Origin of the sequence: Bacillus sp. PAMC26543 (genome assembly GCF_014250375.1) — a bacterium.
GTDB classification, from domain to species: Bacteria; Bacillota; Bacilli; order Bacillales; family Bacillaceae; genus Bacillus; species Bacillus halotolerans.
Window position 1 is genome coordinate 2,189,910 of sequence record NZ_CP060193.1, and the last position, 14,890, is coordinate 2,204,799.

Consider the following 14,890-nt stretch of genomic DNA (forward strand, 5'->3'; position numbering starts at 1 on the left):
TTAAACACGCACTCATTGTAAAAATCTTTCTCATGATTGTCTATCAACCTAATTTCTTGTTTTTAGGCGGCTTAAAAGCCTGTCTATTGACTCTTTTTGTGTTGCTTCCTATACAGCTGACACGTGTATATCAGGGATAAAAGTGTTTGATCAGGACTTTACACGTTATTTTTTGATGAAATCAAAAGATTCCGCTTTTTTTTCGGCAAATAAAAAGCTGCATTCAAGTCATTGAATGCAGCCGTATTCTTTATAAATTATGCTTCTTGTTTCTCATCTTCCCAAGTTTCAGCGTGTTTCAATCCTGGGATATTTTTTGCTTTAAACACAGGATCCAGTCCTTGTTTGCGCTGTTTCGCGTAATCTTTATAGACTTTGTATGCTACGTTTGACAGCAGTGTGATCACAACTAAGTTAATCAGCGCCATGAGCCCCATAAAGAGATCCGCCATGTCCCAAACAAGTTGAAAGTCTGCCATACATCCGTAAACAACCATAAAAATAACCGCGATACGGTAAATATTCAGCCATAGCTTGCTAGTTTTAATAAATTCAATATTTGTCTCACCATAATAATAGTTTCCGACAACTGAACTAAATGCAAACAAGAACATTGCGATGGCTATAAAAGTCGGCGTCCAGCTTCCAATATGGTGATTTAATGCAGCCTGTGTTACTTGAATACCGTCACCTTTTGGCGTTACGCTGTAAAGTAATACGATAAACGCAGTGGATGTACAGACAATAAATGTATCGAAAAATACACCCAATGTCTGAATAAGACCCTGTTTTGCCGGGTGCGAAACATGAGCTGTCGCAGCTGCATTCGGCGCGCTTCCCATTCCTGCTTCGTTAGTGAATAGTCCCCGTTTTGCGCCGGTTATAATGATACCTCCTAAACCGCCGCCGACAATTTGTTCGAAGCCGAAAGCGTTCTTGACAATTGTTGCGATAATTCCCGGGAATGCAGAAATGTTAGTAATCACTACATATAAAGCAATAAGAATATAAATGCCTGCCATTACCGGAACAATTAATTGTGATACCGCCACAATACGTTTTAAACCGCCAAAAATAATAAACGCAGTTAAAACAGCAAGAACGATGGCTACTGCTGTTTTATTCACATGAAAAGCGCCATCTAAGGCACCCGCTATTGTGTTAGTTTGAACAGCGTTAAAGATTAAACCGAACGATACAGTAATTAAAACAGCGAATACAATGCCGAGCCATCTAGCTCCAAGACCCTTTTGGATATAGTAGGCCGGTCCGCCGCGGAAATCCTCCCCGTCTCTCACCTTATAAAGCTGCGCTAACGTACTCTCAACAAAGCTTGAAGCCATCCCTACAGCAGCTACAACCCACATCCAAAATACAGCTCCTGGTCCGCCTGTCGCAATTGCTAAGGCCACACCAGTCAAATTTCCTGTACCAACTCGGGATGCCGCAGAAATAAAGAACGCCTGCATAGATGAAACGCCTTTATTTCCTTCAGGCTTCTCACCTACTATTCTAAACATTTCAATAAAATATCGGAATTGGATAAAACCAAAACGAATTGTAAAAAATAATCCAAGCCCTACTAAAATATAGACTAAATAATCCCAAATAAAGGCACTTGGAATATTAATCATTTTGCTGAAAAAAGACTCCATACTTACCTCCCGTTTTTGCAATTCATGCTGAATTCATTTTTGATGTTAGATTTTTTAACACAACGAGTATTATTATATCACAATATGTCGAATTAGAAAGTTTTTTCGGAAGAATATTATGTTGGTTTGATTTTTTATTTTCTATGAATAAAATCATTAGAAATCAATAAAAAGAGTCTCCCTTTCTATTCATTCTCCGCTTGTTTCTCCCTAACCTTAGGGTGTATATCGTGATAATGTTTGAGCTGCAAACATATCTTTAAAATATGTTTTGAATCACACCCTAGATCGGGTATACATATACTAATAAAAGACATTTCACTTTAAAATGGAACTGAAACGATATATACTTAACAAAGTGAATTTTATTTTTAAATTTAATAAATCAGGTTTACTTTTAAGATGGTCTGGGGTATCATTATAAAAATATTCAGTAATATCGAAGGGGGGAGATCATTTGAAAAAAGTAACGATACTTAAAGCGTCCATCTTATTTTTGGCGATTGCCAGTTTTCATTTGTTCTCAATTCCCCACGCCTTTGATATTGGCCATCATTATAAAGCGGTAGCCGACCAGCAGGAAATGCATGAGATGAAAGCTGGCCAAAATGCAGATGATGAAAAGAAATCCATCACCGGAACTTTTGCGCTGACTGCCTTCTCAATGGCTGTGCTGCTGATGACCGCGGAAAACAAAGATATATGTTACTCCCGGAGACGGCAGCGAAGAAAAAGCTTTATACTGGCGAAATTTTATCAATCGTCTTATTTCGACAAACTTCATGTTCAACATCACCCGAATATATAACGAAAATATGAGGAGGCTGTTAACATGTTGTTTATCTTAAGAATGGTGATTTTAGGCTTGTTCTCTTTCACAGCGCTGAACTTATTTGTATGGCAAGGTATTGAAGTCATTCATGCCGTGACAGACTTATTCACCAGCCATGAAAGCTGATGAAAAACAAAATATACCCGCTCACGATATGTGGGCGGGTTTTTTAATGGTTATTCAGTTGTAAGACGCCAGACAGCTGTGACCTTGCCTGATTCTTCTTCATCAATAAAGAATGAACCATTGCTGTATCTGTCGTTTGTTCGCAGCTCTTTAGCCTGCAGTTCTTTTCTGTCCCCTTTTTCCGTTTCTGCCATAAATCGCTCATCAAGTCCGCACGCGAACAGCGAAACGACACGATGTGGATTTTTCTTCAGTTCACGCAGCATAACGACTCCCCGTTTTGCACGGGAGGTCTTTTCAAACTCAGAAAGACTCATACGTTTGACCGCTCCCCGCTGTGTAAACAATACGAGAGAATCAGACTCATTCAGAATTTCTCCTGACACAACAAAGTCTCCATCTTTCAAGTTAATTCCTTTAACGCCAGCTGCACGTGCGCCCACAACATTTACTTCATCTTCTCCAAACCATAGGCCATACCCCAGATGTGACGCCATCAAGATCTGACTGTCACCATTTGTCACATGTACATCAATCAGCTCGTCTTCACCCTTTAGATTTAACGCCACAAGTGCTTTAGAATAACGCTGTGCTTTGTAATGGGTGAGTTCTGTCTTTTTCACCATGCCGTTTTTCGTGAAGAATAAAAGATAAGCAGTTGGATCAAACTCTTTTATCGGTATGGCCTTTACAATCGTTTCGTCACGTTCAATCGTGATTATGTTAGAAAAGTGCTGGCCCATGTCCTTCCATCTGATATCAGGCAGCTGGTGAACCGGACAATAGATATAGCTTCCCTTATTCGTGAAAAGCAGCAGCACATCTGTCGTATTCATTTCAAACTGGTGCAGCATCCTGTCTGTGTCCTTCATTCCAAAATCCTGTCCGTTTGAAGCGGCAAAGGAACGCTGGCTTGTGCGCTTTAAGTAGCCATCTTTTGTAACGGTCACGTATACATCCTCAGAGGCAACCATGACTTCAAGATTAATTTTGATTTCCTCAATTTTTTCTTCAATGACAGAGCGTCTAGTGTCCGAATATTTCTTTTTCAGCGCTTTTAAGCTGTTTGTAATGACCTTTAACAGCTTTTTATCATTGCTCAAAATCGATTCAAGCTCTTCAATATTTTTGCTGAGCTCTTCAGCCTCTTCCTTGAGCGCTGTGATATCGGTATTTGTTAAACGATATAGCTGCAAGGACACGATAGCTTCAGCCTGAGGCTCAGTGAATTCATATTTCGCCATTAAATTGTTTTTGGCGTCACGTTTATCGCTTGAGGAGCGAATCGTTGCGATAACTTCATCCAAGATCGATAAAGCTTTCATAAGACCTTCTACAATGTGATGTCTGTCTTTTGCTTTTTGAAGCTCGTAAACGGATCGGTTTGTCACAACTTCTTTTTGGTGGCCGATGTATGCATCTAAAATAGATGGCAGACTCATCAGCATTGGACGGCGGTTGTGGATCGCCACCATATTAAAGTTATACGTAATCTGTAAATCAGTATTTTTATATAAGTAATTCAAAATGCCCTTGGCATCTGCTTCTTTCTTTAGTTCTACGACCACTCTAAGGCCGGTTCGGTCTGTTTCGTCTCGAACCTCGGAGATGCCCTCAACCTTTTTATCAATACGGTACTCGTCCATTTTTTTCACAAGGTTGGCTTTATTGACTTCAAACGGAATTTCTGTAATCACAATTTGCTCACGTCCGCCTCTGATCGTTTCGATCTCAGCTTTTCCGCGGATAATAATTTTCCCTTTTCCGGTTTCGTAGGCTTTTCTAATGCCATCAACGCCCTGGATAATTCCGCCTGTCGGAAAGTCAGGCCCTTTGATCACTTCCATGAGATCGTCTACAGAGCATGACGGCATTTGAATGCGTTTAATAACAGCATCAATGACCTCTCCTAAATGATGAGGCGGTATATCAGTCGCGTATCCTGCAGATATACCGGTAGATCCGTTGACCAGCAAGTTAGGGAACATAGCCGGAAGTACAACAGGCTCCTTGCTTGTATCATCAAAGTTTGGGACAAATTCAACAGTATTTTTGTCAATATCCCGCAGAAGCTCTGATGCAATCGAAGACAACTTCGCTTCTGTGTAACGCATGGCCGCCGGAGGATCTCCATCTATACTTCCGTTATTCCCGTGCATTTCAATTAATACATTCCGCACTTTCCAATCCTGGCTCATCCGCACCATTGCTTCATACACCGAACTGTCACCGTGCGGATGGTAGTTACCGATGACATTACCGACCGTTTTGGCCGCTTTTCTGAAATTTTTATCAAATGTGTTTCCGTCCGTATGCATCGCATACAGAATTCTGCGCTGTACGGGCTTTAAACCGTCGCGCGCATCAGGCAGCGCCCTGTCTTGAATAATATATTTACTATAGCGTCCAAAACGGTCGCCGATCACCTCTTCTAATGGTAAATCATGAAATAATTCTGGCTGTGACAATCATTAAACCTCCTCAGCGACCGATAAGTTTTCATTTTCTAAAATATTGCTTTCTTCATCCAAGCCGAAAGCTACATTTTTCTCAATCCACTTTCTGCGCGGCTCTACTTTATCGCCCATTAATGTCGTCACGCGTCTCTCAACACGTGCCGCGTCGTCAATTTTGACCCTTACAAGCGTACGGGATTCCGGATTCATCGTCGTTTCCCACAGCTGATCTGCGTTCATCTCACCAAGACCCTTGTATCGCTGGATTGTATAGCCCTTGCCGACTTTTTTCAGTACATCATCCATCTCTTCATCAGACCATGCATATTCAATGATTTCTTTTTTCCCGCTGCCTTTGCTGACCTTATATAAAGGAGGCAGTGCAATAAATACCTTTCCATTCTCAATGAGCGGCTTCATATAGCGATAGAAAAAGGTTAAAAGCAGTACTTGAATATGAGCGCCGTCAGTATCGGCATCCGTCATAATGATGATTTTATCGTAGTTAATGTCGTCAACTGAAAAATCAGCCCCGACACCGCCGCCGATGGCATGAATGATCGTATTAATCTCTTCGTTTTTAAAGATATCAGCAAGCTTTGCTTTTTCCGTGTTAATGACTTTACCGCGCAATGGCAGAACCGCTTGGAATCTGCGGTCTCTTCCCTGCTTTGCTGAACCACCCGCAGAGTCACCCTCAACGAGATACAATTCATTTTTTGCCGGATTTCTCGAACCCGCAGGTGTCAGCTTACCGCTTAATGTCGCTTCTGATTTTTTTTCGTTTTTTGCCGCTTCTGGCTTCTTCCCGGGCTTTACGTGCCGCTTCTCGCGCCTGGCTCGCCTTTATTGCTTTTTTCACAAGAAGAGTAGCGGTGTCCCGATTTTCCTCTAAAAAGTAAGCAAGCTGTTCTGATACGATTGCGTCTACAGCAGATCTTGCTTCGCTTGTGCCGAGTTTTCCTTTTGTTTGTCCTTCAAATTGAAGAAGTTCTTCAGGAATACGGACAGAGATTATAGCTGAAAGCCCTTCCCTTATATCTGTGCCTTCAAGGTTTTTATCCTTTTCTTTCAGCAAAGCCACTTTTCTCGCATATTCATTAAAGGCTCTCGTCATCGCTGTCTTTGCACCTGACTCATGAGTACCGCCGTCTTTTGTTCTGACGTTGTTAACAAACGACAGGATATTTTCTGAATAGCCGTCGTTAAACTGAAACGCAAAATCCACTTCGATGGAATGATGCTCTCCTTCAAATGAGACCACTTCAGACAGAGCATCTTTTTCCTCATTTAAGTAAGCAACAAACGCTTCTATTCCGTTCTCATAATAAAAGACTTCACGCTGGCCGTTCCGCTCGTCAATCAGTTCAATTTTTAATCCTTTTAATAAAAACGCTGATTCCCGTAAGCGTTCAGAAAGCGTTTCAAAATTATAAGTTGTTGTGCTGAACATTGTCGGATCAGGCTTAAAGTGAGTAAGTGTGCCTGTCTTTTTCGTTTTGCCAATCTTTTCGAGAGATGTGACCGGTTTACCTCCGTTTTCAAAACGCTGCTGATAGACGAAGCCGTCCCGCTCAATCGTAACCGTCAGCCATTCAGATAAAGCATTCACGACAGACGCGCCGACGCCGTGAAGCCCTCCGCTCGTCTTATAACCGCCTTGACCGAATTTTCCGCCTGCGTGAAGCACCGTTAAAATGACCTCAGGGGTTGGTTTGCCGAGTTTATGCATTCCAGTCGGCATGCCGCGGCCTCTATCCTGTACAGAAATACTGTTGTCTTTATGTATTTTAACGATAATGTGATCTCCATGGCCGGCAAGTACCTCATCGACGGAGTTATCTACAATTTCATAAACCAAGTGATGCAAGCCTCTCGCGTCGGTTGAGCCAATATACATACCCGGCCTTTTCCTTACGGCTTCAAGGCCTTCCAGCACCTGTATGGCATCTTCGTTGTAATCAAATTGCTGTTTTCTAGCCAAACGTACAAACCCCTTTCAAAAAACTAACATTCTCTTTTTCATTGTTACTTGTCAATTGTATAAAAGTATTTTTCATAATCCTTGCCCCGGTGCGCTTCTGCCTTGGACTCTCCATTATAACCAATGTCATCCCATTCTCAACATACAGCTAACGAATCATTCCGTAAAACATCCAAAAGTGCTGTTTTTCCAAGATGAGAACGTATGTTTGTTTATTATATATAAAGCAGCGGACCTTCGCAAATCGAACGGCCGGAACCCAGCTTAGCAAGGCATTCAAAAAAAGCTGTTCAAGCTTTATTGTATCTGTTTCACAGTAATTCGCAAACAATATCTTTACATGAAAAAGCAAAAATCCTTGAATTCACAAGGATTTTTGCAGCTCTGCACCTATTTTGTTACAGCGTGTGCCACTTTTATGCACAGATCCATGATGACCGTTCTGCCTTCTTCCTTCAGCATCTGATAAGCCTCTTCGTTTACCAGGCCTTGCTGCGCCCAAAATACCGGGGCATCTGTCTCCAGAAACTCTTTAGCGACATCAGGAAGCTGTTCTGAACGTCTGAATACATTTACGATATCAATCGGACCGTCAATTTCTTGTAACGATGATACGGCTTTTACACCAAGCGCCTCTTCGATCGTCGGATTTACTGGTATGATTTCGTATCCCGCATCCTGCATCGCTTTTGATACCATATACGATGTTCTATCGGGACGGTCTGAAAGCCCGACTACAGCAATTCTCTTACTTCCATCAAGAATTTCTTTGATTTCCGCTTTTGAAGGGTTTTGCATGATAGACCACTCCTTTTTGTTTATTCTACACGACCGAAAAGGAAGAAATCAAAATATGATGTATGGCTGATTAGATTTGTAAGCAAACTTTACAAAAAAACTTATCATCAGATCATGATATCTCATGTTAAAATAGAGATTAGGGACATTAAAAAAGGAGAAATGTAGATGTTAATTGCTTTATTGATTATTTTGGCCTACTTGATAGGCAGCATTCCATCTGGCTTAATCGTAGGGAAGCTTGCCAAGGGAATTGATATTCGGGAGCATGGAAGCGGAAACTTAGGCGCTACCAACGCGTTCCGTACACTGGGCGTAAAAGCTGGTTCGGTTGTCATAGCCGGAGATATTTTAAAAGGGACACTGGCAGCTGCATTGCCTTACCTCATGCATGTTGATATTCATCCGCTCCTTGCGGGAGTCATAGCGGTTCTTGGCCATGTGTTTCCTGTGTTCGCCAAATTTAAAGGCGGCAAAGCCGTAGCAACTTCGGGAGGCGTCTTGCTGTTTTATGCACCTCTGTTATTCATTACAATGGTTGCGGTCTTTTTCATCTTTTTATACTTGACTAAATTTGTCTCTCTGTCATCAATGTTAACAGGGATATATACTGTCATATATAGTCTCTTTGTACATGATAAGTATTTATTGATTGTCGTCACGCTGCTCACTGTTTTTGTAATATACAGGCACCGGGCGAATATCAAACGAATTATCAATAAAACAGAACCTAAAGTCAAATGGTTATAATGGTTATAAATGTTTCAAAAACTTCTATTTTGACACGAGATAGCCTTATACGTTTATAATAGAGAAAATCAAATGATAACAAAGGGAAAAGGGGGTCCTGTTATGAATATGACAGTTAACGAAGACGCGCTGAACTGGTATAAAGAAGAGCTCGATTTACAAAACGGAGACCAAGTTCGATTTTTCGTCCGCTATGGCGGCTGCAGCAACGTTCAAAAAGGCTTTTCTCTCGGAGTGGCGAAAGATGCTCCCCAAGAGGCAGGAGTCACGGCAGAAGTCGGCGGCATTACCTTCTTTATTGAAGAAAGTGATCTTTGGTACTTTGACAACCATGATCTTCTCGTCAGCTATTCAGAGTCGGCTGATGAGCCTGTATTTGAATACCATTAAGAAAAAGAACGCATATCATATGCGTTCTTTTTTATAAATGAAAACGTGTGAGATGGTCGGTCAGCTTTTCTTGTTCTAAGATATATTTTTGCGTCTCGCCCAATAGATCAAAGTGGGGAAATTCGCTTTTTTTATGTATCCATTCTTCCTTCAAACCGTACGCCGCACCCCATTGAACCAGCTTATCAATATCTGCACAGCCTGCTTTTGTCACGGTTTTAGATTCCGGGAAACGGTCATCCAGCCAATAATGTGTTAAAAATGCGATTTCCCCTCTTTTGACTGCCTTCTTCCAGCGGTTAACTTCCTCCCGTTTCACGCCAAATGCCATATGTCATTCACTTCCTATTTTTTGGCCTTTTCATATGCTGCGTGCCAATCGGGGAAAGCCTTACGAAACTGAATCGGTTTAAAACTTTCTTTATCCACACAAATATGAGATGATTTCGCTTGAATAGATAGCTCACCAGCCGGATTATAAATATGGTAGCCATATATGGTTTTAAAGCCGTTGTATTCCTCAATCCATGTGTGCACCACCGCAGTTTCTCCATAATGGAGGGGTTTTTTGTAGGAAATATTGATATCAACGACTGGAGAAAGCACGCCTTTCTTTTCCATATCACTGTATAAAAAGCCTAGGTCTTTAATGAGTGCCGTCCTTCCGACCTCCATCCAAACAAGATAATTCGCATGATACACGATCCCCATTTGATCTGTTTCGGCGTAACGCACTTCTATTTCTGTTTTTGATACATGCAAGATACTCTGCTCCCTTAATCAGTTTAGCCCCATTTTACCACATCCAAATCAGAAAGAAAAAAACCAGGTTTCCCTGGTTTTTACGAACGGTATCCGTTTTCTCTCGCTTCGGATTCGTCTTGAATTTCATTGCGAAATGCTTCGATGCTCTCTTCCCGTCTTGCGTTTTTTTCTTTGATGCGCTGCTTATCTTCTCCTGAAGCAAACTCCATTGATTCCTCTGCTTCTTCTATATTTTCGATTGTATTTTGGACCATATCCTGCAGTTTCTCTACGTTGTCGGAACGGTCGTCAGGATTAGGCTGCTGATATTGATTTTGGTTTTTTGTCATTGGGATGAACCTCCTAGAATAAAATCAATCCGGCGCTACTCGCCTTTCGTCTGCATGATAATTGGCTGCTGACCAGAAGTATCGTGCATTTTTTCCCCTTTATTGCGTTTATATTTAACAGGCTTCGTACCCAAGTGGCTTGGAGCATATTGAGGCTGACCGTTTTTCTTGTTGTTTCCCATGTTTATCCCTCCTCAACAAATAGGATTCTCAAAAGGAGGGGCAAACATGAATACAAATTAAAGGTTATTTTTGCTTAAATCGCTGTTCAAGCTTTTCCTCAAGCTGATTTAAATATTCCGTATTCGTCATCAGCTCTTTTTTGTTTTCCATGACGAGCTCATGAAAAGATCGTTTTCTCATCTTCTTCACTCTTCTCACCTCCGCGTATTCTTTTATTTTTTCCAATTCTGAAAATTTGTAAGCATGTTTGCAAAATAAAAAAACTGAATCTAATGAAGATCCAGTTTTTCTTTCATCTCTTTTTTTGTCATGGTCCCGATATGTATGTCTTGAATCACGCCTTTTTCATCTAAAATATACGTAGTTGGGTATGAAAACACATTATAGTCAGCATTAATTCCTTTTTTATCAATCAAAATGGGGAAGGTTAAATGATACGTATCAGCAAAGGTTTGCACCTGTTTCTCGCTTTTCTCAGCTGAAGTGAAATTAACTGCAATAACCGCTACATCTGAGTGCTCCTTTTGCAGTTCCTCCATCGCCGGCATTTCCTGTCGGCACGGTTTGCACCAAGTTGCCCAGAAGTTAAGCAGAACTTTTTTACCTTTAACATCTGATAAAGAGGTCCTTTCTCCTGATAGCGTTTTCAGAGTGAAGTCAGGCGCTTGCTGTCCCTCTTCAATGCCTATTTCTTTTTTGCTAAATTGCTGATAGATGTTCCAGCACATGTATCCGGCAAGCCCAATCAACAGGATTCCCGCCACCCATTTTTTCAGCATAATGTCACCCCCGGAGCTATCTTATCTCATAAAAAGAAGAGAAAGCAGGGTGCCTTCTCTTCTTCATACATTATGATTGCTTCATTTTTTCGCGAAGCACCATTTGCAGAATTCCGCCATGGCGGTAATAATCAATTTCAACTTCACTATCGAAGCGCACAAGTGCTTCAAATGTTTTTACACTTCCGTCTTCATCAATTGCTCTTACTGTAACGATATCACGAGGGCGTACGCTTTCATCAACATCCACCTCGATCACTTCTTTACCGCTTAAGCCGAGTGTATCCGCATTTTCACCTTGTTTAAATTGAAGCGGGAGCACACCCATGAATACCAGGTTACTTCTGTGGATTCTTTCAAAGCTCTCAGCAATTACAGTTCTAATGCCGAGCAGGTTTGTTCCTTTTGCAGCCCAGTCACGGGAAGATCCCATACCATAATCTTTGCCCGCTAAGATGGCAAGGCCTGTTTTATCTTCTTTATATTTCATGCAGGCATCATAGATTGATGTCACTTCACCAGTCGGCCAGTACGTTGTAAATCCGCCTTCTGTGCCCGGCGCGATTTGGTTTTTAATGCGGATGTTTGCAAATGTTCCTCTCATCATAACCTCATGGTTTCCGCGGCGTGAACCGTAGGAGTTAAAGTCACGAGGTGACACACCTTTTGCTTGCAAGTATTTTCCGGCAGGTGTATCTTTTCCGATTGCCCCTGCAGGAGAGATATGGTCGGTTGTGACTGAATCGCCGAATTTACCGACAACACGAAGGCCTTTTAAAGGTTCAACCTTGCCTGGTTCAACTGACATTTCTTCGAAGAATGGCGGGTTTTGGATATAAGTTGACTCATTATCCCATTTGTATAGCGCTTCATCTGTTGTCTCAATCTCATTCCAGCGTTTGTTGTCATCGAATACTGTTTCGTACTCCTTGCGGAAGAGCTCCGGTGTAACAGTTTGTTTAACAAGTGAATTAATTTCGTCCATTGACGGCCAAATATCGTTGAAGTACACTTTTTGTCCGTCTTTTCCGACACCGATCGGATCCGTCTTCAGGTTAATGTTCACTGTTCCAGCCAGCGCATAAGCTACTACAAGCGGCGGAGAAGCAAGATAGTTACCTTTCACAAGCGGATGAATACGTCCTTCGAAGTTACGGTTTCCAGAAAGAACAGACGTAATCAACAGGTCATTTTTCGCAACTGCTTCTTCAATTTCCGGTGAAAGCGGACCTGAGTTTCCGATACATGTTGTACATCCGTATCCGACGAGGTTAAAACCAAGCTCTTTCATGTATGGAAGAAGGCCTGAATTAACAAGATATCCTGTAACAACCTTAGAACCCGGTGCAAGTGATGTTTTCACGTAGTTAGGCACTTTGAGTCCTAATTCAACCGCTTTTTTCGCCACAAGGCCGGCGCCGATTAAGACGTATGGGTTAGATGTATTTGTACAGCTTGTAATCGCAGCAATAGCGATTGCACCCGTTTTCATGACTGTTTCTTCGCCGTTAAGCAATTTAAATTTAATTTCTTTGTCTTCCTCTTCGGCGTTTAATCCGAATCCTTGGTTACCCGCAGGGCTGACTAAGTGCTTTTTAAACGTTTCCTGCATAGCAGAAAGCGGAATCAAATCCTGAGGACGTTTTGGACCGGAAAGGTTTGCTTCAATTTTAGACAAATCAATTTCAACGACATCAGTAAATTGCGGGTCTTCTACATCTGGAGTGTAGAACAAGCCGTTGCTTCTGCAGTATGCTTCTACTACGTCAATATGTTCAGCATCGCGGCCTGTCAGACGCAGATAATTTAGAGCTTCTTCATCTACAGGGAAGAATCCGCATGTTGCACCGTATTCCGGAGCCATGTTGGCGATTGTCGCACGGTCTGCCAGCGGCAGTTCAGCAACTCCCGGTCCGAAGAACTCAACAAATTTGCCGACTACGCCTTTTTCACGCAGTACTTGTGTCACTTTTAACGCCAAGTCAGTGGCTGTTGTTCCATTCGGAAGCTTTCCGACGAGTTTCGCGCCGATTACCTCAGGAACAGGGAAATAAGAAGGCTGCCCAAGCATTCCGGCTTCCGCTTCAATTCCGCCTACACCCCAGCCGAGAACACCGATTCCGTTAATCATTGTTGTATGCGAGTCGGTTCCTACCAGCGTATCAGGATACGTAATCAGTTCTCCGTCTTCTTCGACTGCGTGGACAACACTTGCCAAGAACTCAAGGTTTACCTGGTGAACGATACCTGTTGCCGGCGGTACTGCCTGGTAGTTATTAAACGCTTTCTTTGCCCAGCTTAAAAATTTGTAACGCTCTGCATTTCTTTCGAATTCCAAGTCCATATTAATAGCCAGAGCATCTTCTGTGCCCGCTTTATCAACCTGTACAGAGTGGTCGATGACAAGATCAACAGGAATCTCAGGGTTGATTTTGTCAGGATCTCCGCCGACAGCTGCCATTGCTTTACGTAATGAAGCAAGGTCAACTACTGCCGGTACCCCAGTGAAATCTTGTAAAATAACGCGTGACGGTTTAAACGGAACATCGATTTCCTTTAACTCGGCAGTTCCCCATTTTGCCAAATTTTCCACGTGTTCTTTTTTGATGACGAATCCGTCAACTTGACGCAATACAGATTCTAAAAGAACTTTAATGGAATAAGGAAGCTTCGACACATTTCCGATCCCCATATCTTCCAATGCTTTCAAAGAGTAGTAATGATAAGTTTTCCCATTTGTAGTAAACGATTTTCTCGCTTGGAAAACGTCTTGTGCTGCAGTTTTTTGCTCGTTTGCCATTCTCCAAAATCCCCCTTCAGATCAGTTCATTCTCAGATGAACATTACATTCCATCACAATTTTCTCACAATTTCATATTAAAACAAAATCATACATAAGTAAATATCAATGTTTTTATTAAATACAATAAGATCGGCTTATCAGGGCGAAAAATCGGGAAATTTTACTGTCTGCACTCTCTCATATTCCTCATTGAAAGAAGCCATATTATGATTGAGGTGATAATGATGGTCAAACGAAAAGCAAATCACGTAATAAATGGGATGAATGACGCGAAAAGCCAAGGCAAAGGCGCCGGCTATGTAGAAAACGATCAGCTTGTACTGACTGAAGCAGAACGCCAAAATAACAAAAAAAGAAAAACCAATCAATAACGTTGAACTCTTTTAAGGAGGTTCTCATTTTATGACCAATAAAAATACAAGTAAAGATATGCATAAAAACGCTCCTAAAGGACACAATCCGGGTCAGCCGGAACCCCTCAGCGGAAGCAAGAAAGTAAAAAACAGAAATCACACAAGACAAAAGCACAATTCCAGCCATGATATGTAATAAAAGCAGACCTTAGCGTCTGTTTTTTTATGCGTTCACCCATTTCTGACCAACTGCATAAGCTAAAGCAAGGTTGATATATGGAGGAATGCTTCCATGACCCATTCAAAACGAAACGATGCTAATGATTTCGATGGTATGGAGGAATGGCTTCGGCAATTTTTTGAAGATCCGTTCGCCTGGTACGACGAAACATTACCTATTGATCTATATGAAACAAGTCAGCAATATATTATTGAAGCAGATCTGTCGTCTATACAGCCGACACAAATCACAATTACCTTGTCCGGATGTGAGTTCATCCTGACGGTTAAATCCTCGGAACAGACTCTTGAAAAACAAATGATGCTTCCTTTTTATTTGAATGACAAGTCGATTGAGACTGAATGCGAAAATCAAATTCTCACAGTTGCCGTCAATAAAGAGACGAATGATGGCTCTTCTTTTTCTCTTCAATTCCCTCTCAGCTAAAATCAAAAGTCACTTTCATC

General features: G+C 41.7%; 17 protein-coding genes and 1 pseudogene. 7 read left to right on the forward strand and 11 right to left on the reverse strand.

All coding sequences use genetic code 11. The annotated features are described in order from the left end of the window. Nucleotides 1-257: 257 nt before the first annotated feature. A complete protein-coding gene (locus H7F27_RS11160) occupies nt 258-1,655 on the reverse strand; it encodes an alanine/glycine:cation symporter family protein (RefSeq protein WP_101861293.1) in 1,398 nt (465 codons plus the stop codon). 457 nt (nt 1,656-2,112) lie between these two features. On the opposite strand from H7F27_RS11160, the gene H7F27_RS11165 reads away from it, so the two are divergent. Together H7F27_RS11165 and H7F27_RS20870 are read left to right on the forward strand one after the other, a co-directional pair. Beyond that, nucleotides 2,113-2,463: a hypothetical protein gene (locus tag H7F27_RS11165; protein ID WP_101861292.1), complete on the forward strand. Its 351-nt coding sequence runs from the start codon at nt 2,113-2,115 to the stop codon at nt 2,461-2,463. A 24-nt stretch (nt 2,464-2,487) separates the two neighbouring features. After that, nucleotides 2,488-2,613 (forward strand): hypothetical protein, encoded by a 126-nt coding sequence (locus tag H7F27_RS20870; protein ID WP_010334426.1) that lies wholly within the window; start codon nt 2,488-2,490, stop codon nt 2,611-2,613. Nucleotides 2,614-2,663: 50 nt separating this feature from the next. Here the strand turns inward: H7F27_RS20870 and parC are convergent, their stop codons facing one another. The 3 genes and pseudogenes from parC to H7F27_RS11180 form a co-directional block, all read right to left on the reverse strand. Further along, on the reverse strand, nt 2,664-5,081 hold the full coding sequence (gene parC, locus H7F27_RS11170) for a DNA topoisomerase IV subunit A (protein WP_024121595.1): 2,418 nt from the start codon (nt 5,079-5,081) through the stop codon (nt 2,664-2,666). 3 nt (nt 5,082-5,084) lie between these two features. Further along, nucleotides 5,085-7,053, reverse strand: a pseudogene (gene parE / locus H7F27_RS11175) (DNA topoisomerase IV subunit B). A 390-nt stretch (nt 7,054-7,443) separates the two neighbouring features. Then, nucleotides 7,444-7,851 carry a CoA-binding protein gene (locus H7F27_RS11180; protein WP_010334424.1) on the reverse strand — a complete coding sequence of 136 codons (408 nt, stop codon included), beginning with the start codon at nt 7,849-7,851 and terminating at the stop codon, nt 7,444-7,446. A gap of 168 nt (nt 7,852-8,019) precedes the next feature. Here H7F27_RS11180 and plsY point away from each other — a divergent pair, with 168 nt between their 5' ends. Both plsY and H7F27_RS11190 read left to right on the forward strand, forming a co-directional pair. Then, nucleotides 8,020-8,601 carry a glycerol-3-phosphate 1-O-acyltransferase PlsY gene (gene plsY, locus H7F27_RS11185; RefSeq protein WP_024121591.1) on the forward strand — a complete coding sequence of 194 codons (582 nt, stop codon included), beginning with the start codon at nt 8,020-8,022 and terminating at the stop codon, nt 8,599-8,601. Between the two features lie 102 nt (nt 8,602-8,703). Continuing rightward, nucleotides 8,704-8,991, forward strand: a complete 288-nt coding sequence (locus H7F27_RS11190; protein WP_024121590.1) for a HesB/YadR/YfhF family protein — start codon at nt 8,704-8,706, stop codon at nt 8,989-8,991. Nucleotides 8,992-9,022: 31 nt separating this feature from the next. Here the strand turns inward: H7F27_RS11190 and H7F27_RS11195 are convergent, their stop codons facing one another. From H7F27_RS11195 to acnA, 7 genes are all read right to left on the reverse strand, one after another. Beyond that, nucleotides 9,023-9,322, reverse strand: coding sequence for a hypothetical protein (locus H7F27_RS11195; RefSeq protein ID WP_024121589.1), 300 nt, complete (start codon nt 9,320-9,322; stop codon nt 9,023-9,025). Nucleotides 9,323-9,336: 14 nt separating this feature from the next. Further along, on the reverse strand, nt 9,337-9,753 hold the full coding sequence (locus H7F27_RS11200) for a YbgC/FadM family acyl-CoA thioesterase (protein ID WP_024121588.1): 417 nt from the start codon (nt 9,751-9,753) through the stop codon (nt 9,337-9,339). An 80-nt stretch (nt 9,754-9,833) separates the two neighbouring features. Beyond that, nucleotides 9,834-10,085 carry a small acid-soluble spore protein Tlp gene (gene tlp, locus H7F27_RS11205; RefSeq protein ID WP_024121587.1) on the reverse strand — a complete coding sequence of 84 codons (252 nt, stop codon included), beginning with the start codon at nt 10,083-10,085 and terminating at the stop codon, nt 9,834-9,836. A 35-nt stretch (nt 10,086-10,120) separates the two neighbouring features. After that, nucleotides 10,121-10,267, reverse strand: coding sequence for an acid-soluble spore protein SspN (gene sspN / locus H7F27_RS11210; RefSeq protein WP_024121586.1), 147 nt, complete (start codon nt 10,265-10,267; stop codon nt 10,121-10,123). Nucleotides 10,268-10,331: 64 nt separating this feature from the next. Further along, nucleotides 10,332-10,457 (reverse strand): FbpB family small basic protein, encoded by a 126-nt coding sequence (locus H7F27_RS11215; protein WP_003244964.1) that lies wholly within the window; start codon nt 10,455-10,457, stop codon nt 10,332-10,334. 80 nt (nt 10,458-10,537) lie between these two features. Next, a complete protein-coding gene (locus H7F27_RS11220) occupies nt 10,538-11,047 on the reverse strand; it encodes a redoxin domain-containing protein (protein ID WP_024121585.1) in 510 nt (169 codons plus the stop codon). A gap of 70 nt (nt 11,048-11,117) precedes the next feature. After that, nucleotides 11,118-13,847 carry an aconitate hydratase AcnA gene (gene acnA, locus H7F27_RS11225; RefSeq protein ID WP_101861289.1) on the reverse strand — a complete coding sequence of 910 codons (2,730 nt, stop codon included), beginning with the start codon at nt 13,845-13,847 and terminating at the stop codon, nt 11,118-11,120. Between the two features lie 227 nt (nt 13,848-14,074). Between acnA and sspO the strand changes: the two genes are divergently transcribed. The 3 genes from sspO to cotM all read left to right on the forward strand — a co-directional run bounded on the left by sspO (nt 14,075) and on the right by cotM (nt 14,870). Then, a complete protein-coding gene (gene sspO / locus H7F27_RS11230) occupies nt 14,075-14,221 on the forward strand; it encodes an acid-soluble spore protein SspO (RefSeq protein WP_003221239.1) in 147 nt (48 codons plus the stop codon). A gap of 31 nt (nt 14,222-14,252) precedes the next feature. Then, nucleotides 14,253-14,399: a small acid-soluble spore protein P gene (locus tag H7F27_RS11235; protein ID WP_003221237.1), complete on the forward strand. Its 147-nt coding sequence runs from the start codon at nt 14,253-14,255 to the stop codon at nt 14,397-14,399. A 78-nt stretch (nt 14,400-14,477) separates the two neighbouring features. Continuing rightward, complete coding sequence (cotM, locus tag H7F27_RS11240; RefSeq protein WP_095713925.1) at nt 14,478-14,870, forward strand: outer spore coat protein CotM; 393 nt, start codon at nt 14,478-14,480, stop codon at nt 14,868-14,870. The last annotated feature ends 20 nt before the right edge of the window (nt 14,871-14,890 follow it).

Bases quoted from the DNA above. Each gene is read 5' to 3' on its own strand.
- H7F27_RS11160 (WP_101861293.1), bottom strand. From the start codon at position 1,655: ATGGAGTCTTTTTTCAGCAAAATGATTAATATTCCAAGTGCCTTTATT.
- H7F27_RS20870 (WP_010334426.1), top strand. From the start codon at position 2,488: ATGTTGTTTATCTTAAGAATGGTGATTTTAGGCTTGTTCTCTTTCACA.
- H7F27_RS11180 (WP_010334424.1), bottom strand. From the start codon at position 7,851: ATGCAAAACCCTTCAAAAGCGGAAATCAAAGAAATTCTTGATGGAAGT.
- plsY (WP_024121591.1), top strand. From the start codon at position 8,020: ATGTTAATTGCTTTATTGATTATTTTGGCCTACTTGATAGGCAGCATT.
- H7F27_RS11190 (WP_024121590.1), top strand. From the start codon at position 8,704: ATGAATATGACAGTTAACGAAGACGCGCTGAACTGGTATAAAGAAGAG.
- H7F27_RS11195 (WP_024121589.1), bottom strand. From the start codon at position 9,322: ATGGCATTTGGCGTGAAACGGGAGGAAGTTAACCGCTGGAAGAAGGCA.
- tlp (WP_024121587.1), bottom strand. From the start codon at position 10,085: ATGACAAAAAACCAAAATCAATATCAGCAGCCTAATCCTGACGACCGT.
- sspN (WP_024121586.1), bottom strand. From the start codon at position 10,267: ATGGGAAACAACAAGAAAAACGGTCAGCCTCAATATGCTCCAAGCCAC.
- H7F27_RS11220 (WP_024121585.1), bottom strand. From the start codon at position 11,047: ATGCTGAAAAAATGGGTGGCGGGAATCCTGTTGATTGGGCTTGCCGGA.
- acnA (WP_101861289.1), bottom strand. From the start codon at position 13,847: ATGGCAAACGAGCAAAAAACTGCAGCACAAGACGTTTTCCAAGCGAGA.
- sspO (WP_003221239.1), top strand. From the start codon at position 14,075: ATGGTCAAACGAAAAGCAAATCACGTAATAAATGGGATGAATGACGCG.
- H7F27_RS11235 (WP_003221237.1), top strand. From the start codon at position 14,253: ATGACCAATAAAAATACAAGTAAAGATATGCATAAAAACGCTCCTAAA.